This is a genomic window from Epilithonimonas zeae (assembly GCF_900141765.1).
Classification (GTDB): Bacteria; Bacteroidota; Bacteroidia; order Flavobacteriales; family Weeksellaceae; genus Epilithonimonas; species Epilithonimonas zeae.
Genome location: NZ_FSRK01000001.1, coordinates 1,458,726 through 1,484,574 on the forward strand (window position 1 = coordinate 1,458,726; position 25,849 = coordinate 1,484,574).

A 25,849-nucleotide genomic window follows, 5' to 3' on the forward strand; every position below is an offset into this window, starting at 1 on the left:
GTTTAAAATCATAATCCTAATAAAACCTTATTTTTCAGTGAATTAACTTTAAATGAGAAATCTATTTTCTTTGTTTCATTAGCATTAAGAACAATATCCCAAGTCAAATCGCCTGTTTTCTCATCGTAAGTTGCGCCGCCTTTATTCACCATACTGATAATAATTTGTTTATCTGTAGATACAGGAACCTGGTCTTTTATTCTCAATTTGATTTTCTCATTCTTGTTGTTTCTGATGGTAAACTGATAAGAATATTGCTGTTCTTTGTTGGATGAAGAAATGCTTTTCTCCATCGTTTTGTCTTTTATCAAATCCCTTTTGATAGAAATCCTTCTGTCATCGCCCAAAGTCAACAAAAGTTTGTTATCTGTATTCTCTGTATTGAGAGACGTTTTGCCAACATTGGTATCCTGAAAAATGATATTAGCTTCTGCATTGATGAGATTATATTTGTCCAGATTATCCAATTCTGCAACCAGAAATACCGTTTTATCCATTTTCGGAATCGTGTAATAAGTGTAAGTTGCCGGAATCTCGTTGACATCCAAATTGATACTGTTATCCTGATTATTAGATAAAATCGTATATAAATCCTTCAAATCATAACCGACATTGAGCTGATTTTGAAATGCGCTGGCTCGAACTACAGTGACTTCTTCCATCATTCTCTGTGCTGAAACTACACTTGCTGAAGCTGTTACTGGAGCTGTCTTTTTAGCATCATAATAAACTTCATCTTTCATAATCGGAACTGGTTGCTGATAATACAAATTCCAATCATACAGATTCGGAATATTTTTATGAACATTTGGAAAACCGGAAATCAAATGCAGTTCTACATTTTTCCAATCCAATCCAGAATTTTGTCTGATTAATGCTTTATATAATAATTTTGTTTTCGAATTGATATCCAGAATCAAAACATCATAATAAGGTCGCCAAGAAGCATCTCGAACACTGTATTTGATGTCCAGATTTACCAATTCATCAACATTGCTGGAAACCTGAACCACCAATTTTCCTTTTGGATAGTTTTCCATTTCTTTGCTATTCAAATCAAATTTGGTCTGAAGTTTCCCTAATTTTACATTCAGTTTAGAAATGTCATTATCTACGTTATCCAATTGCAAATTAAGGTCAATTCTTTTCTTTTGGTAATATTCAATCAGTTTTTCCAGTTCTTTGGAATAGGACGTTGACCCAGAATTGATGGTTTGATTTTTATCCAAAATACTAATACTATTTGCCAAAGATGTTTTTTGAATCGTAAGATCTTTAATCTTTTTCTCCATCAATGAAATGCTGTCCAGAACAATTTTGTGCTCGGGATTTTTCTTATCCAGTTCTATTTTATAAAAATCTTCGTCATCCGTAAAACGATAGGTCAATACGGAGATTTTAGATTTTGAACCAATCTTTATTGAGGATTCATCTATGTTTTCTGCGATATTGGCGATGACTAATTCCGAACTCCCTTTTGGAATCCTCAAAGAAGTATTGCTGTATAATTCCGCAGACTGTTCATAAAGCATTACCGATTTTAGTTTTGCTTCTGAAAAGATTGGTTTTTGAGCTGCAACAATTATGATAATACTGCTAAAGCTAATTGTTAAAAAGTGTTTTAATTTCATAATATGTGTTTTTAGTTTAGTTCTTAATCAATTTGAATGTTTCTGATTCTGTTCCATATTTCAATCGTACAAGATAAACACTTTGAGGATACTCTGAAATGTCAAATGAATTAGAGCCTTTGCCAAAATTATTTTTCCTTAATAATATCTTGCCTGTATAATCATATAGAACAAATTCTTCGATATCTCGGTTTGCATCAATTTTGAAAACACCTTTTGTCGGATTCGGATAGATTTTGGTCGAAAAACCCTTCTTATCCAAACTTTCTACTTCCAGTTTTTTATTAATATACTCTTTCGTAACACCATTTTTACAATCAGGAACTGTTGAGCGTTGAAGAATTAACCTCAATAACAAATCATTCAATTTTTCAACTTCATATTCGCTTGCAGTTGGTTTGATGTGATTGTTGCCAATTCCGCTGTCATTAGTCAAAAAGGTATAAGTTCCGTTTGTCAACAATGCAAATGTCCGCATCAAATATTCCGTTTGTTTATCGGTGTCGCTTGCTGCAATTGGAATAATAGTAATTCCTTTTTTGGAAGCTAGTTTTATTTTTTGATGAAGTCTTTCAATATTTTCATCGGACAAATGTGGTGGCGCATCCAGAAGAAGAAACATTATTTTCGTGGAATTTTCATTACTCCAAGCTAATTCATCAATTGATGAATCTAAAGCTTCTACAACTGCTTCCGGTGTATCACCTCCACCTTTTGCATCTTGTTTTTTGATGAAATTTATAAGATTTTCTGAATTGTTAGAAAAATCAAATTTTCTAGTCACGTACTCATCACCATTATCTCTGTAAAAAACAGAACCATATCTTACATTAGTTTGAGTCAAATTGGATTCTACTTTTTTCAAGACATCCAATAATTCAGATTTCAGGTAATTGATTTCGTCGCCCATAGAACCCGTTGCATCGACCACAAAAACCAAATCCAAAGGTCTTTTTCCTATGCAACTTTCATTGATCTTGATCAAATTCTGCCCGGTTCGGAATTCTTTTGGATTATTTGACAAAATATTTCCGTCTTCATCAATAATAGAATATTGTTGCGAATTTAATTTTTGATCTATTAATGAAGAAATCCACAATTCTGCATTTCCACGATTATCTGTCACGCTTTCCCAAACCACTTCTTTTTTATCATCGATTAATTTTAATTTCTTTCCGATAATTGGATTGTTATCAAAATTAACTAATTGTACAGAAACTCTTTTGTCAGGAAAAAATTTCCAGGTATTTTTATATTGGTCAAGAATTGGGACTGCAATATCCTGCCAATAATTCCATTTGGAAAAATCGTTCACTTCGCCAGCTGTTAGTTTTCCAGCGTCTGGTAAATCAGTTTCGATTTCTGTAATTAGAGTTTCTTTTTGTGTTTTTGAAAATAATTTCTGCCAAAGTGTTCTTTTACGACCAACGACCACAACTTCTTCAATATTTTTGCTTTCATCATTATGTTTTAAAGAAGCTATTCCTCTTAAAGTAATTTTTGAAGAAGTTCCTGATGTTCCTAAGCTAGGGGAAACTTTAACACCAGATACTTTACCCATTAATGTTGAACTTATTGTGGATGTAGAATATGCTGCCTTCGCTGATTCTCTTTTGATTCCCATTGCAGTTACAACTACTGGTTCTATTTCCTTTGTTTTTTCAGTATATACATAATTAGATTGAGGCGAAGGATTTATTATAACTTCATCTTTCACTTCATTAACGTCGTAACGAACTGTAGGCGCAATTGCATCTGTAACTGGAGAAGTATATATCATTGGGGGAGAAACAACATCCATTGGAGCTTCATGAAAAGCAATAATATCTTTTGCTTCAGCTGGTTTTATTGGATTTTTAGCCAAATTCTCTTCAAAAATCTTATTGATTTCTTCTACTTTTTTAGGACTTTCTATCGGATTGGGATTGATTGGTGTTCCGTAATCGTTTGAAGCAATCTGAGGCTCAATCTTGACTTTATCATCTTTCATAAAATACAAAACGCCAAACGTCAAAGCCAATCCAGCAACCATTCCATATGGCAACCAAAGTGGAATGATTCTTTTCTTATTTTCTTTTTTATCTAATTTCTCTTCAACTTTTTCCCAAACTTTTTCAAAAGAAGGAAATGTTGGATTTTCTTCTGCAGATTTCCCAGCATCGTTGAACATTTTATCGATATCTTGATTTTCCATTTTTTTAAACTTTAAGAATTAATTGTTTGAAGTTTCACAAGCTCTTGCAATTTTTTGCGGGCAAAATTCACCTGAGATTTGGAAGTCCCTTCCGAGATGGAAAGCATCTGAGCAATTTCTTTGTGCGGATAACCTTCCATCGCAAACAGATTGAAAATCGTGCGACAGCCTTCTGGAAGGAAATTAAGAAGTGACAAAATTCCTTTTTCTTCCACAACATTTTCCGGCTCGGAATCTGGTAAATCCACAAAATTTTCTTCAATAGAAATCGAAAAGGGCTGTTTCTTGCGAAGCTTCTGAAGACACTGATTCACTACAATTTTCTTTGCCCAAGCATCGAAAACCTGAAAATCTTTGAGTTGTTCCAGTTTTGTGAAAATAATATAGAAAGAATCAGCCAAAACTTCTTCCGCATCTTCGTCGTTTTTCAGGTAACGTCTGCAGGTCGCAAAGAATCTGCCTGCATATTCTTCATAAAGTTTCCGCTGTGCGTTGCGGTCTTTATTTCTGCATCTTATGTAAATGTCGTGTTCCATACATTGGCTTTTATAAGGAAAGATGCAATAGTTTAAAAAAGGTTGGAATTATTTTGAAAATGTATGAAAAAACTTTGAAAGTTGGCTTTCAAAGTTTTGAAATTAATTTCATTCCCCTACTAAAAAGTCTTCGACTCCGCTCAGACTGACATTACGTTTAGTATTAGAATTGTCACACTGAGCGAAGTCGAAGTTTTTTTTTATTAAATCAAATTACAATTTTTCTAAGGCTTTTTCAAAAGTATCATATCGAAATTTGAAATCATTTTGCAATAAAATCTCAGGATAAACATTTCGACTTTTCAACATCAATTCTGTTTCTGTTCTGATGAAGATTGAAGCGATTTCCAATAACCAAACCGGACTTGAAATTCCGAAAGGAAACTTGAATTTATCCCTAAGTCGTTTCATCATTTCTTCATTGGTCAATGGTTTTGGAGCAGTAATATTGATTGCACCTTTAAGGTTTTCATTTTCAATGATGAAGTTTACGGCTTCACAAAAATCATCGATATGAATCCAGCTCATCAATTGGTTTCCTCTACCCTGTTTGCCACCTAAACCTAAATTTGTGATCTGTTTAAATTTCGGAAAAGCACCGCCATTTTTCCCAAGAACAATTGACGTTCTGAGCGCAACTTTTCTAATATTTGGGTTTTTTAGTTTGAAGAATTCTTTTTCCCAAGATTTACAGATATTCATTGAGAAATCATCGCCGATGATTCCATTGCTTTCTGTGTTAAGATGTATTTCTGAATGAACATAAATTGTCGCAGAACTGGCGTTCAGCCAGATTTTTGGTGGATTTTGACTTTCATCAATTGCTTTTTGCAGAACTCTTGTTGAGTTGATTCTAGAATCGTAGATTTCTTTTTTGTTCTTTTCGTTGTATCTGCAGTCAACGGATTTTCCTGTAAGATTGATAAGGACATCTGCGTATTCCAATTCGTTTTTCCACGTTCCGATTGTTTTAGCATCCCAGAAAATTTCATTTTTGCGTTTCGGATTTCTTGTCAATATTTTGACTTCGTAGTTTTTATTGAGGTAATATTTTTCGAGATTTCTTCCAAGGAAACCTGTTCCTGCTGCGATGATTATTTTCATTGTGATAAAATTTAAATTAGGAATTAGTTTAAAACAATATAGAGAAGAACAGCTCCGAAAGTGATTCTGAACAACATCCAGGAAACGGTTGGAATTATCCCGAATTTCAGAATTCTGCATCGTCTCAAATGTTCCAAAAACATTATGAACACTACAATCGCAAAGTAAATAAAATAGAATATTTGGTTAAAATCGAAGAACAAAGCAGGAATCAAAAGCAGTGTTCCAAGTAAGGAAACCGTCATCATATTTCCCAGATAATCCCAGATTCTGTGTTTGAGATAAATTCCCATAAATGTTCCTTGCCAAACGATTTGCATACAGCAAATAAAAAATTCTAACCCAAAATTATTTTTGAAATCCGGAAACAATCGTTGATTAAAAAATCCTAAAACATAGGCGGAAAACATTAAAACAAATCCAAGATAAAAAATTCTGTATTTCAAGTTGAAATCAGGAACGCAGTTGTCCTCAGTCAAATCTTTTACTGAAGAAATGATTTGTTTTCTGTTGTAAGAAACGAATTTGTAAAGTCTCTGGAAAAACCAATGAAAAGGTTTGATTCTCGCGATTTTTTCCAACGACGGAAAAGAATTACCAATGATTGTGAGCAGACTTTCTAATCCGTAAATTACTTTATTATTCTTCGTATCAATCAAAGCAATTTCGTTTTTTGAACGATGAAAATCAATCTTGTTTTTTGTTTCGGGAGAAATCTCTGAGAAGGCTTCCCTTCCGTTTTCATCAAGCATTCCGGCTTTGATAAAGCCTTTGGAATAGATGTTACACATTGGACAATCTTTGTCGTAGATGAGAATGTGGTTTTGTAAAGTTTTCATTGTGTTTGGTTTTTAAAGGTTAAGAAAATCGCCTTTTGTTCTTCGTTTTGTTCTGAAAAGAATCTTCATAAAGATTTTAAATAGCAGGTTTTTCATAGTTTTCTTTTTTATCCGAATAACTAATGACTAACGATTGAATGATGAGTATTGGAGACAAAATCAACCAAGAAATAGCCATTAATTCAAAAATATTTTTGAGTGATATGCTTCCTTTATTAATATCGAAAATTGAAGATAATGCCCAAATAATAAAGCCTATTACCACATAACTTGAAAGAAAAATATATACATATCGCGAATCTGTTCTGATGTAAATTTTAGAGAAAAATTTGATTAAGTTATTTGTGTATTGAACAATTGCAATCATGAAAAATTCGAAAATTATTAACTTCATAGCAAAATCACCATCAAGAAAATTTATCAGAATAAAAGAAATTAAAAATGAAGCGATTAGAATTCCTTGAAGTTCTGAATCATATTTTAAATAAGTTTTCATAGTATTGTAATTTTTATATTTTCAGTAATTTTTGAAAATTAAATCGAAATAAAAAAGGAAATTGATTTCCTTTCTATTTCAATAAGTTGGTAATCTTTCCAACAAGCCAATGGTCATCGCTTTTTATGGCTAAGTCCATTATATTGTTGATTTTGTTAGTTACATTCCCAAAATCTTCCATCAGTTTGATAAATTCTTTTGCTTCTTCGGAATCATCTTCTACATTTTTTAGTTCCTCAAGAAAAGCTACAACTGGCTCTATTTCTCTTTTTCTTCGCTCTTTTGTAATCTGTTTGAACAGAAACCAGACATCTTTTTCTGCAAAGAAATATTCCTTTCTATCTCCTTTTACCAATTCTTTTTTTACAATTCCCCAATCCATCAGATTCCTAAGATTCATATTGGCATTCCCCCGGGAAATTTCCAATTTTTCCATCACTTCATCTGTAGACAAAGGTTTTCCTTCTGCCAAAAGCAAAGCGTGAACCTGCGCCATTGTTCTGTTGATTCCCCAACTTGTGGCAAAAGTTCCCCAGGTTTGGATGTATTTTTCTTTGGCTTCGTCTAGTTTCATTTTAAATTGAAGATTAAATTCTTGTACAAATGTAATTAATATTTTTGAATTTTCAAAAATTATTGAAAATAAAATAATGTTTTATTTAATACCGTCAGATGTAGCATTCTTTAGTTATTCAATAATTAATAAAATTAATTTTAAATTAATAATAAAAATAAATCAGATTCATTACATTTGTTTAATAATTTTAACCTAATGAAGTACACTTTGTTAAAAAGAAATAAAAGTTTCAATGCTGATTCTCATTCACATTTTGTACGATGGATGAGGAAAATGGATCTTCAGCAATGGAATGACAACAAAGACTTTATGGAAGGTTATGCCTACAGAAAATCAACTTTTGAGAAGATCAATATTCGTCACAATAATGAAGATTGCTTTGTGGAAGATTTACAAAAAAATAACCTTCTGAAAATAGAATCTTCAAAAGGTTTATTTGGTTTATTTTAATTAGTAATTAGTAAATTCCTGGATACTTTGTAGGATTCAATTCATTGAATAATTGATACACTTTTTCTACAATATCATCTGCGGAAGGCTTACTGAAGTAATCTCCATCACTTGCATAAGCTGGTCGGTGATTCTCGGCCGAAATCGTCAACGGATCCGAATCCAAATATCTGAAAGCCTTTTGCTTCTCCAGAATTTGCTGAAGAATAAACGCCGAAGTTCCCCCTTCAACATCTTCATCAATCACAACTAACCGGTTTGTTTTCTTAACACTCTCAGCAATTTCTCGAGATAAATCAAATGGAATTAAAGACTGAATATCAATTACTTCTGCAGAAATTCCCAATTTTTCTAATTCATTTGCAGCCTCAGTCACAACTCTCCAAGTAGAACCATAAGTTACCAAAGTTACATCAGAACCTTCTTTCGTAACTTCAATTTTTCCAACTGGCACAGTAAATTCACCTAAGTTATCCGGCTGTTTTTCTTTCAATCTGTAACCGTTCAGACATTCTACAATCACAGCTGGCTCGTCACTTTGGAGCATTGTATTATAGAATCCAGCAGCCTTTGTTAAGCTTCTCGGAACTAGGATATTGATACCTTTAGAAAGATTCAGAATCCCTGCCATTGGTGAACCAGAATGCCAAACACCTTCCAGTCTGTGACCTCTCGTTCTAATAATAACCGGTGCTTTTTGACCTCCTTTCGTTCTATATTGAACTGTTGCCAAATCATCGCTCATTCCCTGTAGACAATACAAAATATAATCAAGATATTGGATTTCAGCAATTGGTCTTAAACCACGCATTGCCATCCCAATCCCCTGACCTAAGATTGTGGCTTCCCGGATTCCTGTATCAGCAATTCTTACATCGCCATATTTTTCCTGAAGTCCTTCCAAACCTTGGTTAACATCGCCAATATTTCCAGCATCTTCTCCAAAAACTAAGGATTGAGGATATTTTTCAAAGATTTTATCAAAGTTATTCCTTACAACTACTCTACCATCAACTTCTTCAGAAAAATCAGAAAATATTGGTTTAATTTCTTTTATATTAGTGGCTTTCCACTCAGATTCCGAATATAAATGAGAAGAATAATTATCTTTTTCGATTTTTAATAGCTCTTCATATTTGGATTTCAATGCATTTCTTTCAGATGAATTTTGACTCCTTGTCAACAATAAAGTCTTTCTAACCAATTGAAAAACATCTTTCTTACTTACAGAGATGATTTTATTGAAAGTCTCGATTAGATTTACAATTTCTGAGTTTTGATTTTTGATTGATTCTACAAGAGGTAAAACTTCGGATTTAAGATCGGAAATTGTTTTCTGATAAGATTCCCAAGCTTTTTTCTGTCCATCTTTAACCAATTTCTTAGCTTCAGAATCAATTGAATCTAATTCTTCAGTCGTAGCTAAAACTTCCTCATTTCCTTCAATTTCGATGCTGTAATCCAGAATCCATTCTCTGAATTTAATCAATCCATCAAATTCTGCTTCCCAGCTTAATCTGTCTTCAGATTTGTAACGTTCGTGTGAACCAGAAGTTGAATGCCCCTGTGGTTGAGTTACTTCCGTAACGTGGATTACAACAGGAACACTTTCATATCTTGCAAAATGTTCTGCTTTCGCATAAGCTTCCATCAATGCCGGATAATCCCAAGCTTTCACTTGGATAATTTCACAACCTTGATTTTCGCCTTCGTTTCTTTGGAAACCGGAAAGCATTTCAGAAATATCAGCTTTTGCTCTTTGATTCTGTGTCGGAACAGAAATGCCGTAACCATCATCCCAAATCGAAACAATCATTGGAACTTGCAAAGCACAAGCTGCATTTAGTGTTTCCCAGAAATGACCTTCAGCTGTAGAAGCATCTCCGATTGTTCCAAACGCCACTTCGTTTCCATCTTTTGAAAATTTCTCAGAACCATCAAATTTAACTGATTTATAAACTTTAGAAGCTTGTGCTAGACCTAATAATCTTGGCATTTGTCCGGCTGTTGGAGAAATATCAGACGAAATATTTTTCTGAGCCATTAAATTTTTCCAGCTTCCATCAGCATTCAAACTTCTTGTTGCATAATGGCCGTTCATTTGACGACCTGCTGAAGCAGGCTCTCTTTCTACGCTTGTATCAGCGTATAACTGCGCGAAGAAACTTTCAACAGAAACTGCATCAATTGCCAAGGCGAAAGTCTGATCTCTGTAATAACCAGAGCGGAAATCCCCGTTTCTGAAAACTTTTGCCATCGCCAACTGTGGCAATTCTTTACCATCTCCAAAAATCCCAAATTTTGCTTTCCCGGTAAGAACTTCTCGTCTTCCTAAATATGACATCTCGCGGGAAATTCTTCCAAGTCGATAATCATTCAGAATACTGCTTTTGAAGTCCTGAAAAGAGATTTGCTGAGTTTCTATATAAGTTGATTGCATATCAAAGAGTTTTGACAAATATAAAATTTTTTGGCTAATTTTTGTGAAAATCATATTTTTAGATTAAAGAAATTTTTAAGCTTCCATAAACTATTATAAATATGAAGAAGATTGCACAATATTTTAATAATTTTAAAACAAAATATATACGATGAAGAAAACCGCGCCTCATATTCTGAATGCTTCAACTAATCTGTTAGGATTTTGTCTAGTTATTATTACTTCTTTGAAAATCTCCAAATTTAACCACTATTCCTATCTGGACGAGTTTGCTGTTGTAGCTATTTTCTGTTTGGCTTTGAGTTGCGCTTTATCATTTCTCGCTATCAAATCTGAGAAAGAAAAAGTTTCTGTAAAATTGGAAAATTTTGCTGATGGACTTTTCTTTGTAGCATTGCTGTGTATAATTCTTGCAATTTGTATTGTAAGTATAGATGTTGTTTAAAAACAATATTCAGAATTAAAAATAAAGTCTGAAAATTATTAATAATTCAAATAAAAGAAATTATTATCAATTATCTTATTATCAAATTGAGCTATCCAATCTTAATTGTTTCCAAAGCTTTTGGTAAAAAAGAGTTTGGAAAGATTTGTCTGGCTTCATCTGTCATTACACTTAAGTCGCTGTAACGGTTGGAAAAGTGACCTAAAATCAATTTTCCTACTTGCGCTTTTTTGGCGATAGTTGCTGCTTCCAAAGCGGTGGAATGACCAGTATAATCTGCCATTTCTTTCAAGACGTGGAGAAAAGTAGATTCGTGGTAGAGAACATCTACATTTTCTATGATTGGGATAATGTCTTCTTTGTATTTGGTATCACTACAGAAAGCATAAGAAACCGATGGTTTCGGGTCAGTCGTCAATAAATCATTTTTGATAACTTCTCCGTCTTCTGAAACAAAATCTTTTCCTAGACGTAAATTCTGAAAATCACAGATTTCGATTTCCTTGTGTTTGGAAATCTCTTTCATATTGAGATGACGCTCTTTTGGTTTTTCTTTGAAAAGATAGCCATTGCAATAGATTCTGTGATTCAGTGGAATGGTGTAAACTTCTACCCTTTTGTCTTCATAGATTTTGACGGATTCTTTACCTTCCAGCTCGTGATAAATGACTTCAAAACCTTTGTAAGTTTCTGTAATTTCAAAAATCGTATCCATCATTTTCTTAATGCCTTTTGGACCGTAGATATTCAGTGGAGTTTTTCTTCCTAAAAGTCGAAAAGATGCTACCAATCCAGGCAAACCAAAACAATGGTCGCCGTGAAGATGGGAAATGAAAATATGGTTAATTTTCGAAAAACGAACTTTTGCCTTACGCATCTGCACCTGGGTTCCTTCGCCACAATCGATTAAGAAATGACGTTCCTCCATTTCCAAAAACTGAGAAGTCGGTGAAGAATTGATAGTTGGAATTGCTGAATTGAATCCTAAAATGGTAAGATATGTGCTCAATTTTCTGAAGGGTATTGAAAATAACTGGGTAAATATACAAAAACATCACAAAAACTACAAAACACCCCCTCTGGAATTGAGAAAATCTAGAAATAATTTCAAAGCTTCACTTCTGTGGCTGATTTTGTTTTTTTCTTCAGGTAACATTTCGGCAAACGTCATATTGTAATCGTCCGGAACGAAGATTGGATCATAGCCAAACCCTTCTGCTCCGAAAACTTCTTTGGTCAAATTACCATAAACTCGACCTTCGAAATAATGTTCGCCATCCTGATCTTTGAAACACAACATTGTGATGAAATACGCTCTTCTATTTGGTTCGTCTTTCATCTCTTCCAGAACTTTTTCGATATTTTTTTTGAAATTGTGATTACCTGCATAACGTGCTGAGAAAATCCCCGGCCTTCCATCAAGAGCTTCTACAACTAATCCGCTGTCATCGCCAACACTTGGTTTTCCGGTTTGTTCAAAGCAATATTTGGCTTTGATTAATGCATTTTCAGCAAACGTATTTCCGTCTTCTATGATTTCTTCATTCAAATCGTAGTCTGACAAACTTGTCACGACATAATCTGTTCCCAAAATCTGCTGTATCTCTTCTTTTTTATGCAAATTATGTGTTGCTACTAAAATCTCCATTTATATATAATTGATGGTTGATAAATGATAATTAACTTCTAAATTAAAACGTGAATCTTGTGCAGCCCGGCTTGAGCGGAAATCCTTTTTACGCAACGAAGTGGAGTAAAAAGATTGGGAGCGGAAGACGGATTAAGCTGCCATAAATTTAATCTTTATAAATAATATTCTTGTGGATTGCGAAAAAATAAAATGGTATTATAAAAATCACTAATCCTGCTGCTAATAATACTTCGGGTTTAATTTTAAACAAATCAGAAAAAGTTTCTGAATCTGAGTATAACATCATCATCGCCGACACCAAATTGTTGAATGCGTGAAGCAAAATTGGCATCAGCAGTGACTTGGTTTTGTAGTACACCAAACCTAATACCAAACCGAGCAACATTGCGCCCGCAAACTGCCATGGATTGAAATGGACGACGCCGAAAATGAACGCCGAAACGATAATTGCCGTGACTGGTTTGACTTTGTTGTTCAGCATTCCTTTCATAATGATGCCTCGGAAAAGGATTTCTTCCAGAATTGGTGCAAGGATGACGGTCATTATAAGTAACGAAACTGGTTCTCTAGTGAGTTTTGCAAATTGTTCTGAATACATTTTGTAAATCTCGCCGAGCAAATCGCCTGTTGTGGGAATCAATTGCGTGGTGTAGTCTGCAACTAGCATCATCCCGAACATCATTGGAAATATCAATAGATAAACACGAAATGGTTTGGTGGAGAAATCGAAATTGAGTTTGCTACCATCTTTTCTTACGATAAAAAAATCGAAAAAGAGAATAGGAACTATCATTGTTGCTGTATACATCAAAATATTGAAAATCCCAGTATCACTAATGTCCTGATCAAATAACGCAGACAATCCTAATCCTATTGCGTACATCAACGACTGACCGATAAACAGCCCTACAACCAATAAAATCCCTACAAAAAAATCGACTTTGTAATTCTGTTCTTTCATTATTTGAGCTCTTTCATATAAACTAAAGGTTCTGCTTTGAAAGTTACATCTTCCGGATGAAATATCTTGAAATAATCTCTCAAAACCAAATCGCATCTTACCACTCCACTTTCGAAATAATCATTCGAACCATCTTTTTCTCTGTTGTTTATCATATATAATTTACCAGAATTGAAGACTTTCATTTTGCTGTAATTTGGATTCAGAGTCAATAATTCTTTTTTGTTCTGATGCGGACTGATGTTAATCCAGTAATTAACATTCTCTGATTTAACGAAAACTTCTTCAAAGCTTAACGGAACGGAAGAAGATTCTTTGTTGTTTTTCAGAATATAATTTCCGCCAGCATCATTGATTAATCTTGCAACAAAAGAATTTCCGCCAGGCAAAAACCACTGGCTTCCATACATCTCGTTGCAAAGAATATTTGGTTTGTTTGAGGTTTTAGAAGCTAAGTCCTGAATTTTTTTGTAATTGTTTTCTATATTCTTGAATACTTTTTCAGCCTGTTCTTCTGCTCCAAATAGTCTTCCAAATAATAAAAGATATTTTGATTTTTCTAAAGGTTTTTGTTCTAAGAATTCATCTAAGAAGATCAATTCGATTCCGTTTTTCTTTAAAATGTCATAAGTATTGGCAAAATTGGGAACGTAATTGGTAAAAATAACGTCCGGTTTATTGGAAAGGATTTTCTCTATATCGTACTTCTGCTCATTTCCGATGTTGAGAATTTGATTCTGATTAATTAACTGATGAATTTTTTCTGAGAAAATATACTCCGGACTGGAAACTCCTGTGATTTTATTTTCCAAATTGAGTTCAGAAAAGTAACCAATCAAGCTTGAATTGAGTAACATTGCTTTCTGAAACGGTAATTTTTCTTTTGAAATGACATTTTTAAATTTGCCTGAATTAATAATCAATTTTTTTGAATCATCCGAATAATTAACTCTTTCCGAGATAGTTATATTTTCAGAATCTAATTTTGGAATTTCTTTTTTACAGGAAACTGTAAGAATAAAGAAAATTAAAAGTAAAAAAATGCGTTTCATCTTCCAAAGAAAGCAAAAAAGTACTATATTTGCAAACCTTTAAACAAGGCCTCGTGGCGCAACTGAATAGCGCATCTGATTACGGCTCAGAAGGTTACAGGTTTGAATCCTGTCGAGGTCACAAGACCGACATTTGTAGATTTTTTTCTCTTATGTCGGTTTTTTTTATTTCCTAATTTGTTGTTATACTGATAGATACATTGAGCCACAATATTCATTTTAGGTGTTTGAAAACTTTTTCCGTCAAATTCGACTTTTTGAGGAAATATCAAACACCCTATCGTTCTTTTTGTCTGCAAATCGCCCTGCTGATAAAGGTTTGCGAGGTTTTCCATTGAGTCGAGAGCATTTTCTATTTTTGTTTTTATATCAAGTTCTTTGCTTTCTGAAACAATATGTTGAATCTCTTGTTCCAAATGTTCAATCTGTTCTTTTGTTATTTTTTTCACCTCTTTGTAATCTTCTTCATCTAATTTATCTGCAAGATATTTATCTCTTGCATTAGCAACTTTCTCATTAAGCTCATTGATCTCTTTTGATATAGACTTCCTTTTTGCATCTATATCAAAGGTGAACTGTTTGTAGTTATCTAAAAGGATTTCTTTCATCAAATCTTTGATGATAGGATTGTATTCTAATTTCGAAATTTCCAATTCAAATAGCTTGTTCAATCGATCTGAATCAAAACGAAATCCGCATTTATAATGGCAATGATAATAGTAATAAGTTTTAGACTTTCCTTTAGCCCCACTTGCCGTAAGATTTTTACCACATCTTGGACAACGTAAAAGTCCACGTAATGGAAAACGTTCGTTCCCTAATACTCTTCCGCCTGGCCCTTCTATCTTCCTTTTTTTGTCCATAATCTGCTGCACCTGATTAAACAGTCTTTCGCTAATTAGTGGCTCATGTTTTCCATCACTGTAATATGCCTCCTCCTGTTTATAATCCTCAATATATATTTTACCACAATAAACCGGATTTCTCATAGCTTTTGCAAACGCACTTCTTGACATTGAAGCACCCTCCCTTTTATTCATCTGCAATCTGACATGATCAGCCGGAATATGTCCTTTTGCAACCTCGTTAAATGCCCAAGCTATATTAGATCCTTCCGGCTCTTTGATGGCAATATACTTTTTACCATCTTCATGGCTTCTGTTGATATATCCATAGGGAGCAATTCCCATTAGCCTGCCTTCTTTTTTTGCTCTCCGCATACCGTGAAAAGTGTTGAGTGCCCTTCTGTCATTTTCTACCTCCGGAGTGGAGAGATAAATCGCAAGCATAAGTTTGTTTTCAGGGACAGACATATCCAATGGCTGTTCAATAGATTGAGGGATAATGTGATTTTTATGCAGTAAACTTATCATTTGATAAGCATCTGCCGTATTACGACTGAATCTGTCCCACTTGGTAAATAGGACTAAGTTACTTTTATGGCTTTTCTTTCTTATTTCAAGAAGATATTTTTTCCACTCAGGGCGATTAAAACTTTTTGCTGAATGATCTTCAAAAATCACTCTGTTGATAGCTATATTGTTATTAGCACAATATTTTCTTAATCTTTCATCCTGATCTCTTTGTGAATAACCTTTTTCAGCCTGTTCATCGGTAGATACTCTTATATACAGATCTGCAATAACCATAGTTGTAGTATTTCGTTAAAATTTAGTTTTAGATTCGCATCAAAGAAACTGATGCAGTAGAAATTCATCTTTCAGATATACTGCTAAGGTACAAATTATCAATCAGATGTAAAAAATTCTTTTAAAGTAAGTTTTACTATTGTGTATAGAAATTCCATAATCTCTTCTGACTGTTCTTCATTTACATCATGACCTGCTTTCCTTAATATCTGTAGCGCCTTTTCAGAAGGAATTTTTTTTAAAGGTATTGAAGGAATATATTTATCTTCAGGTTGCTGGGATTCATTTTTTGATTTAGCTTTCTTCATAACAATGTGATTGAAGATTGTTCTCAAACATTGTAATTTAAATGGGTAGCATATTATCGATCAAGCTATTGTCGTAAAAGTCCTTTTTTGGCTGTTGATTACAACTCTATTTTAAATTAAAAAATTTCTTACCTTTTCTTTATAAATATAACTAATGACCAAAGCGGCGGATATCGGCATAATACCTACGAATATTCACCTACAAAAAGCAATTGCGGGTTTATCAGTATTCGAGGTAATAATTTCCTGCAAATTAAAATAATATGTACTATGAGCCTAATCCGGTAACTGAACGCCACCATTGGCTGTAAGGCTCATATGGCCTCTGCTGACATCTATAATGTTTTCTAAATTCTTCCAGCCTCTTGTTCTGATAGCACAGAAAATTTTAAACTCTTTATCCGGATAAATCTTCTGAAGCTCAAGAGCAACAGCCATAGATGTGCGACCTAATGTCAGAATATCATCAACCAGGATAATCGTTGGTTCGGTGATAATTACAGGTTTTATGATTAAGCTATCTTGATGAGTTTGAACTGTATTTCTTGTATCGGCATGAAACTGCCCGCTTGATTTAGGAATGGCATATGCACGATCAACACAAACACTAACACTTTCACCTAATCCATTTTTGACAAGTGTTTCACAAATTACTTTTGCCGGAAAAACAGCTCCCTCTACTAGAGGGGTACTTCTTGGAACAGGGATTAAGGATGAGTTCGCAAAATATTCTGATAAATCTGCTTCTTCTATTCTTTGACTTAATCTTGTACTGAAGCTGACATCTCCATTTTTACAAGAACCGGCAACCGTCCTTGAATTAATTTCAATCTCAGACTTACCCCTTGGAGAATAGGCCAGAAAGGTAAGAAACTCAAAAGACATACTCCTTTTTTGTGGTTAAAAAGGGAATGCTTTCAATTAGAAATTCAAAGTTGTCGTTGGTCAAAACCTGTGCACCATAACTTAGCATTTCTTCTGCCCATGAAACTTTTTGATTGAGAACATTTTCCATAATAAGAAGCTGCCTTCCCAATCTTAGAGCTTCCCATCCCTGATGTTTTGTACCGCTTTTTTCACTGGCCTCAACAATGATTGTTGCATCACTTATCAATGCCATAGTTCTATTTCTGATCGGAAAGCTTTTCGGAGTTACTGGATAATTTTCAGGAAACTGAGAAATCAGCAAATGATTTTCAGCAATAAAATCCTGTAATTGCTTGTTCTCAGCCGGAAAATATTTATCAATAGGTGTTCCTATAACACCAATAGTTTGTCCTTGGGCTTCAATTGCCGTTTTATGCGCTATAGTATCAATACCTTCAGCTAAACCGCTTACTACAGTTATATCATTTTGCACTAATAATTTAGCAATCTTTCTAGCTCTTCTTACGCCAAGATCTGAAACCTTACGAGAACCAACAACTGCTACTCTCCTACCATTTTCCAACAAAGAAAAGTCCCCCTTATAAAATATTTCTTTGGGACTGTTTTTTTTCTCAATAGTAGTCAGCTTATCATAGTAATCGTTAAAAGAACCGATCTGCATAAGTATTAAGGTTTGAATGAACATTGTAAATATAGTGCATTTACAGTGTATTTTCAAAGTAATAGTAGTAAATAATATAGATTAATTAACGGTTGTTTTATTAAACATTTTCCATAATAAACCGGTAAAAAGGCAGCTAAGGTACTGTTGCCAGCCGTCAACTTTTCCCACCAAAAGACTACGGCATAAACGGTTTCCTCCCTTAAGGTACCCTCCAATTATTCCGTTTCCTTTTGGCTTTTTTTCTTTGTCAACACTTCATATCTGCTTTCTTTTTTCCGGTTTTTCTTTTGAAAAATATTCAGCGAAGCCGACAGGGCTTTGTAAGAAAGGTCGGAGACGAGATTTAAAACAAATCAAAATGTACAATCTTAAACAAACAGTTATGAACATTATCGGAAGACTGACAAGAGATGCGGAAGTTCGCACCCTGTCCAATGAAAAACAAGTAGTCAATTTCTCAATTGCTACCAATGACAATTATCGCAACAAACAAGGTGTAAAAATCGAACAAACGACCTATTTCGACTGCTCTTATTGGATTTCTCCGAAAGTGGCTGAAATTCTTACCAAAGGAGCTTTAGTTGAATTAAACGGTAGAGCGTACAATTCTGCATGGATAGGCAAAGATGGAGAAGCACACGCAAGGCTGAATTTCCTTACATCAAAGATTAAACTGCACAGCAGTAGTAAAAAGGATAGTAATAGTATAACACCCAAAAACAAAGAAGAAAATGAAAAATCAAAATCGGCAGAAAACGACAAAGACGATGATTTACCATTCTAAAATCAATCACAATTATTAACAGTTAAAATTTATTATCATGGCACATCAATTAAATTTCAACAACAGAACAGGGAAATACTCATTTTTTACTGTTAAAGAAAAAGCATGGCACAACTTAGGACAGCTTGTGCATGAATACCCCACAAGTGAGGAAGCAATTAAGTTTGCAGGACTTGACTATGATGTGGAGAAATCGCCCCTATTTACCAAAGGTTCAGGAATTTTAGAAAATGACAACGGAATTGAAATAATTGATTCTGAATTGGAAGTTCCAAATTACTTTGCCAATATCCGTACTGATAATAACACCGTGTTAGGTGTAGTAGGAAAAGATTATCATATTGTACAAAACCGTGAAGCCTTTTCTTTTTTTGACTCTATTGTAGGCGGCGGAAACGGTATTTTATACGAGACCGCAGGAGCTTTAGGAAATGGCGAAAGAATTTTTATTACGGCTAAACTTCCCGATTATATACGTGTCGGCAACGGTGATGATATTACAGAAAAATATATTTTCTTAACAACCTCGCACGACGGAAGCGGAAGTATTACCGCCGCATTTACCCCAATCCGTATTGTCTGCCAAAACACTTTAAACGCCTCTCTAAAAAACATGAGCAATGTTGTACGAATCAGACATACCGCAGGAGCAAAACAACGGTTGGAAGATGCTCATAAGGTAATGGGATTAGCGAACAAATTGAGCAATGAATTGGAAAACACTTTTAATTATTGGTCAAAAATAACCATCGGAGACGCTGAAATGAAAAAGTTAATTCAATTTGCGCTCTGCCCAAACAAAGAAACTTTAAATCATCTTCAAAAGGGAAACTTTGACGAACTGTCAACTGTCTTTAAAAATACCGTTGATGATGCTTTTGCCTATGCTATGATGAGCGATACACAACAGATGGAAACGACCAAAGGGACTTTGTTCGGTGCTTATAACGCTGTTACTGGTTTTTACCAAAATGTAAAGACCTACAAAGATGATGAAGCCAAACTACAATCTATTGTTATGGGTGGAACTGCACAAATCAAATCGCAAAAAGCATTTGAATTATGTACAGGATTCGCAAAAGAGGGCAAAGACGTTTTTAATCTTAATTAATCTCAGAGGTAACCGCCTGTGTGGCGGTTGCTTCTTAAAATCACTATCATGAAAATTAAGGATTTACACGGAAAAGGTCTTGAAATAACCTATTTAGAAAAAGCGATTAAACAAGCGGAAACTTTCAAAGGCTACTCTCATCAAGATAAAAGCTTTGCAGAATTTGATAAAAGACAGAAAGCTTACTGGGCTGACATCTATGAAAAATTATTCATCTTAAAAAAGAAACAAAATGAGCATTCTATCTCAAAAGACTGAATACAAAGCATTAGCTATCATCGGTCGTATTATCAAAGAATTCGAAAATCTTCATCTTTTAAATATGACAAAAATAGATGATGAAGATTTAACGAAAGCAAGAAATTTACTTGAGACCATTATTCAATCCAATGGCTACAAGGTTAATTATAACGGTAATTCTAAAAAATCAATCTTAAAAAACAATTACAATAAACATTAATTTTCTAAGCCTTATAAATCAAATAGTGCTTAAAAGCAATTTGAAAATGTACTCGCTAAAAGTTGACTGAAAAAATTTGGCAAAAAGACAATTCCGACTTAAGTCGGAAAAGTCTTTTTGCATAATATAATGTCACAACCTATTTGAATTGCCATCACTTCAGCGACGATTTCAAAAAAGTTGTGGAGAAGTTGATATGTCATTTTAAAAATGACGAAAAAAAGATCATTTCGCTCTATGGTTGAAAATATCTTTTTTTATTTTTTTGGAGCAACACTTTCGAGTTCCATCGCACGATCTATTCATTTCGAAAAAGTTGCGGTCTAATAGGTTTTAGTCTTTAATTAAACAATGTAAATACTCTTCTGTGTATTGCTTTGAATTCGTTTTGCAACTTTTGAACTTAGGATATTTTACAGACGAACAGGCATGTTCCCCTAAACTTGACATCATCTCTGCAATCCTTGAAGGCTTAATAAAGCCTTCATTGTTGTAGCTTAGAAATATATATTTAAATTGTGCATTTCTAAGGAGTTCAAACAGGCTGTCTTCAGCACTTCGTTTTAGGCAGAAACTAGATGTATTATATGGTCTTAATCCTGTTTTTCCCTGCGGCTTTAATTCTGTGTCGTAAATAGCAATCGTATTTAATAAATGATAATATGAACTATATTCTCTGCCAATGTAAGGAGGATCTAAATACAGAATATCTCCATCTATTCTCTTTATTAAATCATTACTTTCCGCTTTGTAAACTTTGTGATTGAAAGGCTCTATTGCTCTTAGTATAGGTAACATTTTAAGGTCATTCAAAGCTGTTTTCTTCAACTTCTTTAAATAAGCACAATACACCGATGCCGTATTGGCGACTTTATCTGCAGCAACCAATAATGTCGCTAAAAGCAAAAAGTAGAATTCCTTATCAATCTTAGAACTTAAAAATAATTGCTCGATATAAATTCTGATTGCATCAATTTTCTTTCCGTTTACCGCATTGAAATATAATCTACCAGATGATCCCGATTGTGAATATTCTTCGAAGATAAAACCTTCAACTTCCTCCAGTTCATTGAGATTGTGCAACATAGAGATATAGGCGTGTTCGCTGATGCTACTGTGAAATGCCTTATTAATTATATAACTGTAATATTCCCTGTCATTGTATAAAACACTTTTTACTTTTGTATGGAATAAATTCCCAACAGTGCCAGTTCCCGAAAACAAATCGCAAAAGCTCAAATTTGTAAGTTGCTCCTTGACTGATTTTTTTATTTCCTGATAAATAAAGCCTGATAATCTTACTTTAGATCCCAAATAATTCATTTTTTATTTGCAATCTCTTTTAAATAAAGTCTGAGAACTATAATAGAGTATTGGCTGTCGGTTTTTTGCTGGTAATGGCGTCCAAAACAAAAGCGGCTTGGTTTTAAACCAAGCCGTCAACATCACATCAATTTTTATTATGAAGCATTATCAAACTCAAAATCTACCTTCTTTTCATTATCAAAGCTATCCGTAATCCAAATACTAAATACATGAGAATCTTGTGATTCAGAGGTGTAGTACAGCCTGAACTGTTTCTGGGGCAATGTATATTCATCATTTGGAAGATACGGGGCATCACTGTAATGTTGAAGTTTGCCGGTTCCTTCGTATTGAAAATATCGGATAGTGTATTTTGTCTCGCTAAAGTTAGAAGCTGTTTCCAAAGACATTCTTATTTCTACAGTCTCATTTTCTTTTATCTTGCTTGGAACCGGCATCACCTTGACCTCGAACGGAAAGTTTTGCTTTATCTCCAAATCATTATCCTGACAGGAATTAAAAAATATACTGACTACAACCAGAATAAATGAAAACTTTACAAGATTTAGTAAGTTATAATTAGGTGCATTTTTCATATTAGATATTTTAAAAATTATACCGTAGCCCTAATCCAAACAATGAGTGTAGAGTTCCAAGCTGGCTGTTCTGCAAAAACCGCAGCTGACCATCTACAATAAAGGCAATGTGTTCAGTCAGATAACTTTCTAAAGAAAACTTACCGGAAGCTCCGTATATAAAGCTTTCTGTACTATCCAGTAATGATCCGTCGTAAAGTATTGGCTTATTTCTGTTAACCAGCTCATAGCCGCCAAGAGCCCCTACTCCGAAATTCAAATTCACATTTCGCATTGAATCACCTATAACGTAGAAACTGTAACCAGCATTCAATAGATAGGTATCAATCGGAATGTTATAATTTCTATACTCATAATATTTACTGCTGTACTCTGCCCTCCCAAACACATATTTACCATTTTTGCTGTAAGAAATCATACCGACTGCCAAAACATAATTCTGCTTGTCAGGAGAATTGGGATATACTGAATAGGATATTTCAAATCCCTTTTGCTTTGGAATCATCTGCTGTGCAAATGATTGTACATTCATTGTTACAATGAAAAGCATTGTTATTAATAATCTGCTCATCTTAGTTGGTTTTGAAATTTAAACTATTAATCAGCTTCGCATTAATCAGCTCGGAATTTTCAAGCTCAACTTTCTGATGTCGTCCACCATTTCTTTCCAAAATCTCGATTTCTAAAACCTGATCTTTTAACAAGGTAAATTGCTCCAATAAGTAAATACCCTTTATATGAGAATGATGCATTGCGGTCATCACCGGAAAATAAACTCTAATCGGCTCTAACAGCTTATCCTGAACCACTGTTCTTTTTAAGTTCTTCTTATCTACAATTTTAAAGCTGATCAGTTCAATGTCATAAGCTACATTGCTGCTGTTATCAACTTCGATGGTAAAATAGAATTTACTGTCATTGACGTGTAATGCTCTAACTGAAAACTGAATACCAAAGCTTTTCGAGGCTACATGCTTTACGGTTTTGCGACTTTTTCTGTATAGATTTTCCATAATCAGCTCTGTCAGAGATGAAGAACTTCCTTTTAGATCTTCAAAAAGAACATCGGTTGAGTATTGCCGTTCATGGCTTCTCTGCATCTTTAACAGGTCATAGTTGAGAACTTCAGGATAAGAGCTGTAAAAAACATCAAAACTGTAAAACTTACCATCTTCCGTAATCACCGAAAAATTGGTTTCTTCCTCGAAATCTCTGACTGCAGATTTTATCCTCAGAACATTTCCGATCGGCTCTGCTTTGTTTGCGACCAAAAATTCACTTCCCAGATCGACATAACGTATTGGTGAAGGAAATATCAAATGGCTGGTTTTGCTGTAAGTAACCTGCATCCTAAAAGGATTCAGCTTAGCTTCTTCCAAGGAAACATAGGTTTTAATGGAATCATAATCCTGAGCAAAAACCCGTCCTGCAAATAGCAGGAATAGGATTATTATATTGCTGTAAATCTTATATACATTCATTTTTTTAATTTTAGTTAATTATTTTTAGGGACCAGTAAGACCTGCTGCCCCGCCTTTACTGTGACTTTTAATTGTCTTATCCTCTTTTGAAAATAACCTGATAATCCCTGCACTACCCCTCGGCTTAAATCAGCAGCAACCTGTTGTCCGGCTGATTGGGTCATCATAATATTGGTTCCCGAAGTCTGACTCATATTAGCAACGATATCACTTACGGCAGTTTGTTCTGGTGAATAGGGAAAATATAAACCTGGCTGTCCGTCATTGTCGTGAACATTGATTTCTACAGGATATACATTCCCTTGGTATTGAATGGAAGAAATCTTTAACTGAAGCCTTCCACCTTGAAATTTACAGCCGGCAATTAGTAAACTTCCTGCAGGAATTTCTGTACGTCCCAACTGCATACCTTCAGAAAGTCTTATAGATAATGTGCTTTCATTAATTACGGTTTTGGTCTCATAAACCACACCCTTTATTGCATTTTTATCTTGAATTGAATGATTTGAATCATTTTGTGTCTCATAAAATCTGTTCTGATTCAAACCTGCAATAAAAGCAATGTCAGAGGACTCTCTGTATAATGTCGTAACAATTCTGTTAAATGCTGGTTTTGCGGGTGTCAGCTTCACTTTCTTTTCGGTAGGTTTTTCTGATTCTTCTTTTCTTAGTGGTTCTTCCTGCTTTGCATTCTTTGGAAGGTACTTGGCTGCCATCTGATATGATTTTTCCATCAGCTCTAACTGGTCGTTCATTCCAAGACCTGCCGGAGCAGCATTATTCTGCATCGCTTCATTCTTTAATCTTGAAATTTCTTTCCTAAGATTATTGACTTCCTGATCATCCCGACTATAAAATGAACTCAAGGTCTGCTGTGCATTACGATAACTGTTGACAGCATTCTGATCTGATTGTTGAAGAGCATTTTTACTATGGGTAGAAAGTGATTGACTATTTTCATTATTTAATCCGTTTTGGTCATTCCAATAGTCGGACAAAGTGGTCATTGCATTCCTTTTCTCTTCGTTCTTTTGCTCCAACAGCTGCTGCTCATAAGCCTTTTGTTTATCTGATTGCAGCTGACCGTCCTTTGCCTGTGGAATAGCAGCATTAAATCCCGCTTCTTCAACAATTTTATTATCGGATTTTGGTTTAAAGATCAGATAAAAGCAACCTATACAAACTGCTGTCATCAAGAAGTATATAATCGGTTTTTTCAGTTTCTCCCATTGAACCTTAGAATTATCATTCACATCTTTAGAATTTTGAGGGAGATCATTTTCTATAATTTTAATTTTCTCTGAATCATTCATATTCTATTCTTTAATGGGTATTTCTTTTGTATCAATCTGTCCTGCATCTTTTTCTACCGGTTTCTTAGTAATGCCGTCAATGTGATCGATAGATATGGTGTTGCTTTTTTGCCCCGTTGAAACAATAATATGAATCAGGACGATGACAGTCAGCAAACAATATCCCCCAAAGAAAACCTTGGTCAACAATCGCTGCCTATCTATCGGAAGAATTTTCCAACGGTCTTCTGTCTTCAAAACAAAATTTTCGATTTTATCTCTTAGCTTTTTCATTGTGATCATTTTAGCGTTCAACAGTTTCGATATCTCTATTTTCAATAACATTGAATTTTTCAATCGTAAATCCCTGCGGATTACTGTCAGACCTTACTGAATTAACCAAGGAGCAGTCTGTCACTAAATTCCTGATGGTCAAATTACTGGACCGGATAATAAATTGCCTGGCATAAGTCTTTACGTCATAGGGATAGCTGTTAAAATTAGCCACAACACTATCGACCTCAATCCTCTGCTGAATATTACCGGAGATGATTCTGTTGTAATACCCTTTCTCCTGAAGGTCTTTGTAGTAATTGAATGCTGATTGGTCTGCCATATTAAAGGCTCTTTTTACATTGCTTTCAATCGCATTCTTATCAGGGGCTATCGTGAAAAACAGTTCGTGAAATCGTCTCACATGCTCTCTTGCTTCAACAGGTCTGTTAATTGACATATCCTGCGATAGCGCGACCATTAAAGATTTACCATTATCCAGCACATATATTTTCTGGCGCTGTTCTTCAGCAAATTGGTATGATTTAAATACCACGATCCCTACGACTCCAAAACACAACACCGCAAAAACAAACGTAAACAGTCGGATCTGCCTGAAGCTGCTTTCAATATTTCTTAAAGTTTTAAATTCCATAGAACTG

29 protein-coding genes and 1 tRNA gene are annotated in these 25,849 nt (G+C 34.3%); 7 read left to right on the top strand and 23 right to left on the bottom strand.

Features of this window, described 5'->3' with window-relative positions; translation table 11 throughout:
• Positions 1 to 8: 8 nt before the first annotated feature.
• The 7 genes from BUR19_RS06680 to BUR19_RS06710 form a co-directional block, all read right to left on the bottom strand.
• Positions 9 to 1,631, bottom strand: coding sequence for a DUF4139 domain-containing protein (locus tag BUR19_RS06680; RefSeq protein ID WP_074234124.1), 1,623 nt, complete (start codon positions 1,629 to 1,631; stop codon positions 9 to 11).
• A 16-nt stretch (positions 1,632 to 1,647) separates the two neighbouring features.
• Positions 1,648 to 3,825, bottom strand: coding sequence for a VWA domain-containing protein (locus BUR19_RS06685; RefSeq protein ID WP_074234127.1), 2,178 nt, complete (start codon positions 3,823 to 3,825; stop codon positions 1,648 to 1,650).
• Between the two features lie 11 nt (positions 3,826 to 3,836).
• Positions 3,837 to 4,361 (bottom strand): RNA polymerase sigma factor, encoded by a 525-nt coding sequence (locus BUR19_RS06690; RefSeq protein ID WP_074234129.1) that lies wholly within the window; start codon positions 4,359 to 4,361, stop codon positions 3,837 to 3,839.
• Between the two features lie 213 nt (positions 4,362 to 4,574).
• Positions 4,575 to 5,465, bottom strand: coding sequence for a TIGR01777 family oxidoreductase (locus BUR19_RS06695; protein ID WP_074234131.1), 891 nt, complete (start codon positions 5,463 to 5,465; stop codon positions 4,575 to 4,577).
• Positions 5,466 to 5,488: 23 nt separating this feature from the next.
• A complete protein-coding gene (locus BUR19_RS06700) occupies positions 5,489 to 6,304 on the bottom strand; it encodes a DCC1-like thiol-disulfide oxidoreductase family protein (protein ID WP_074234133.1) in 816 nt (271 codons plus the stop codon).
• Between the two features lie 76 nt (positions 6,305 to 6,380).
• Complete coding sequence (locus tag BUR19_RS06705) at positions 6,381 to 6,800, bottom strand: hypothetical protein (RefSeq protein ID WP_074234135.1); 420 nt, start codon at positions 6,798 to 6,800, stop codon at positions 6,381 to 6,383.
• 73 nt (positions 6,801 to 6,873) lie between these two features.
• A complete protein-coding gene (locus tag BUR19_RS06710; protein ID WP_074234137.1) occupies positions 6,874 to 7,374 on the bottom strand; it encodes a GbsR/MarR family transcriptional regulator in 501 nt (166 codons plus the stop codon).
• Between the two features lie 198 nt (positions 7,375 to 7,572).
• Here BUR19_RS06710 and BUR19_RS18780 point away from each other — a divergent pair, with 198 nt between their 5' ends.
• Positions 7,573 to 7,827: a hypothetical protein gene (locus tag BUR19_RS18780; protein ID WP_139297278.1), complete on the top strand. Its 255-nt coding sequence runs from the start codon at positions 7,573 to 7,575 to the stop codon at positions 7,825 to 7,827.
• Positions 7,828 to 7,834: 7 nt separating this feature from the next.
• Here BUR19_RS18780 and BUR19_RS06715 read toward each other — a convergent pair whose 3' ends face one another.
• Positions 7,835 to 10,267: an alpha-ketoacid dehydrogenase subunit alpha/beta gene (locus tag BUR19_RS06715; protein ID WP_074234139.1), complete on the bottom strand. Its 2,433-nt coding sequence runs from the start codon at positions 10,265 to 10,267 to the stop codon at positions 7,835 to 7,837.
• A gap of 151 nt (positions 10,268 to 10,418) precedes the next feature.
• Between BUR19_RS06715 and BUR19_RS06720 the strand changes: the two genes are divergently transcribed.
• A complete protein-coding gene (locus tag BUR19_RS06720) occupies positions 10,419 to 10,712 on the top strand; it encodes a hypothetical protein (protein WP_074234141.1) in 294 nt (97 codons plus the stop codon).
• Positions 10,713 to 10,803: 91 nt separating this feature from the next.
• On the opposite strand, the gene BUR19_RS06725 is transcribed toward BUR19_RS06720, so the two are convergent.
• From BUR19_RS06725 to BUR19_RS06740, 4 genes are all read right to left on the bottom strand, one after another.
• Complete coding sequence (locus tag BUR19_RS06725) at positions 10,804 to 11,721, bottom strand: ribonuclease Z (protein ID WP_074234143.1); 918 nt, start codon at positions 11,719 to 11,721, stop codon at positions 10,804 to 10,806.
• 54 nt (positions 11,722 to 11,775) lie between these two features.
• Complete coding sequence (rdgB, locus tag BUR19_RS06730; RefSeq protein ID WP_074234145.1) at positions 11,776 to 12,360, bottom strand: RdgB/HAM1 family non-canonical purine NTP pyrophosphatase; 585 nt, start codon at positions 12,358 to 12,360, stop codon at positions 11,776 to 11,778.
• Between the two features lie 148 nt (positions 12,361 to 12,508).
• Positions 12,509 to 13,324 (bottom strand): CPBP family intramembrane glutamic endopeptidase, encoded by an 816-nt coding sequence (locus tag BUR19_RS06735; protein ID WP_074234147.1) that lies wholly within the window; start codon positions 13,322 to 13,324, stop codon positions 12,509 to 12,511.
• Positions 13,324 to 14,376, bottom strand: a complete 1,053-nt coding sequence (locus BUR19_RS06740) for an ABC transporter substrate-binding protein (RefSeq protein WP_074234149.1) — start codon at positions 14,374 to 14,376, stop codon at positions 13,324 to 13,326. The genes BUR19_RS06735 and BUR19_RS06740 overlap by 1 nt, the downstream gene beginning before the upstream one ends.
• Positions 14,377 to 14,423: 47 nt before the next feature.
• Between BUR19_RS06740 and BUR19_RS06745 the strand changes: the two genes are divergently transcribed.
• Positions 14,424 to 14,497 (top strand) — tRNA-Arg (locus tag BUR19_RS06745).
• On the opposite strand, the gene BUR19_RS06750 is transcribed toward BUR19_RS06745, so the two are convergent.
• The 4 genes from BUR19_RS06750 to BUR19_RS06765 all read right to left on the bottom strand — a co-directional run bounded on the left by BUR19_RS06750 (position 14,463) and on the right by BUR19_RS06765 (position 17,882).
• Positions 14,463 to 16,025: a recombinase family protein gene (locus BUR19_RS06750; RefSeq protein WP_074234151.1), complete on the bottom strand. Its 1,563-nt coding sequence runs from the start codon at positions 16,023 to 16,025 to the stop codon at positions 14,463 to 14,465. The two genes, BUR19_RS06745 and BUR19_RS06750, sit on opposite strands and share 35 nt — an antisense overlap.
• A gap of 98 nt (positions 16,026 to 16,123) precedes the next feature.
• A complete protein-coding gene (locus BUR19_RS06755) occupies positions 16,124 to 16,333 on the bottom strand; it encodes a hypothetical protein (protein WP_074234153.1) in 210 nt (69 codons plus the stop codon).
• Between the two features lie 276 nt (positions 16,334 to 16,609).
• Positions 16,610 to 17,218, bottom strand: a complete 609-nt coding sequence (locus BUR19_RS06760) for a phosphoribosyltransferase (protein WP_083600664.1) — start codon at positions 17,216 to 17,218, stop codon at positions 16,610 to 16,612.
• Positions 17,208 to 17,882, bottom strand: coding sequence for a DNA-processing protein DprA (locus BUR19_RS06765; protein WP_052194235.1), 675 nt, complete (start codon positions 17,880 to 17,882; stop codon positions 17,208 to 17,210). Before BUR19_RS06765 ends, BUR19_RS06760 begins: the two co-directional genes overlap by 11 nt.
• A 385-nt stretch (positions 17,883 to 18,267) precedes the next feature.
• On the opposite strand from BUR19_RS06765, the gene BUR19_RS06770 reads away from it, so the two are divergent.
• From BUR19_RS06770 to BUR19_RS06785, 4 genes are read left to right on the top strand one after another with little or no spacing between them, the layout of a single operon-like run.
• The gene (locus BUR19_RS06770; protein WP_047440097.1) at positions 18,268 to 18,669 is read left to right on the top strand and encodes a single-stranded DNA-binding protein; all 402 of its coding nucleotides are present in this window, start codon (positions 18,268 to 18,270) and stop codon (positions 18,667 to 18,669) included.
• Between the two features lie 37 nt (positions 18,670 to 18,706).
• The gene (locus BUR19_RS06775; RefSeq protein ID WP_047439794.1) at positions 18,707 to 19,780 is read left to right on the top strand and encodes a DUF932 domain-containing protein; all 1,074 of its coding nucleotides are present in this window, start codon (positions 18,707 to 18,709) and stop codon (positions 19,778 to 19,780) included.
• Between the two features lie 48 nt (positions 19,781 to 19,828).
• Positions 19,829 to 20,038, top strand: coding sequence for a hypothetical protein (locus BUR19_RS06780; RefSeq protein ID WP_047439796.1), 210 nt, complete (start codon positions 19,829 to 19,831; stop codon positions 20,036 to 20,038).
• The gene (locus tag BUR19_RS06785; RefSeq protein ID WP_047439797.1) at positions 20,013 to 20,240 is read left to right on the top strand and encodes a hypothetical protein; all 228 of its coding nucleotides are present in this window, start codon (positions 20,013 to 20,015) and stop codon (positions 20,238 to 20,240) included. The genes BUR19_RS06780 and BUR19_RS06785 overlap by 26 nt, the downstream gene beginning before the upstream one ends.
• A gap of 333 nt (positions 20,241 to 20,573) precedes the next feature.
• On the opposite strand, the gene BUR19_RS06790 is transcribed toward BUR19_RS06785, so the two are convergent.
• The 7 genes from BUR19_RS06790 to traK form a co-directional block, all read right to left on the bottom strand.
• A complete protein-coding gene (locus BUR19_RS06790; RefSeq protein ID WP_074234155.1) occupies positions 20,574 to 21,563 on the bottom strand; it encodes a DNA adenine methylase in 990 nt (329 codons plus the stop codon).
• Between the two features lie 137 nt (positions 21,564 to 21,700).
• Positions 21,701 to 22,141: a TraQ conjugal transfer family protein gene (locus BUR19_RS06795; RefSeq protein ID WP_047439803.1), complete on the bottom strand. Its 441-nt coding sequence runs from the start codon at positions 22,139 to 22,141 to the stop codon at positions 21,701 to 21,703.
• Positions 22,142 to 22,151: 10 nt separating this feature from the next.
• Complete coding sequence (locus tag BUR19_RS06800; protein ID WP_074234157.1) at positions 22,152 to 22,712, bottom strand: conjugal transfer protein TraO; 561 nt, start codon at positions 22,710 to 22,712, stop codon at positions 22,152 to 22,154.
• A 1-nt stretch (position 22,713) separates the two neighbouring features.
• Positions 22,714 to 23,622, bottom strand: coding sequence for a conjugative transposon protein TraN (gene traN, locus BUR19_RS06805; RefSeq protein WP_074234159.1), 909 nt, complete (start codon positions 23,620 to 23,622; stop codon positions 22,714 to 22,716).
• A 14-nt stretch (positions 23,623 to 23,636) separates the two neighbouring features.
• Complete coding sequence (gene traM / locus BUR19_RS06810; RefSeq protein WP_047439810.1) at positions 23,637 to 24,935, bottom strand: conjugative transposon protein TraM; 1,299 nt, start codon at positions 24,933 to 24,935, stop codon at positions 23,637 to 23,639.
• 3 nt (positions 24,936 to 24,938) lie between these two features.
• Positions 24,939 to 25,208, bottom strand: a complete 270-nt coding sequence (locus tag BUR19_RS06815; RefSeq protein ID WP_245799034.1) for a hypothetical protein — start codon at positions 25,206 to 25,208, stop codon at positions 24,939 to 24,941.
• A 10-nt stretch (positions 25,209 to 25,218) separates the two neighbouring features.
• Positions 25,219 to 25,842 (bottom strand): conjugative transposon protein TraK, encoded by a 624-nt coding sequence (traK, locus tag BUR19_RS06820; RefSeq protein WP_047439812.1) that lies wholly within the window; start codon positions 25,840 to 25,842, stop codon positions 25,219 to 25,221.
• Between the last annotated feature and the right edge of the window lie 7 nt (positions 25,843 to 25,849).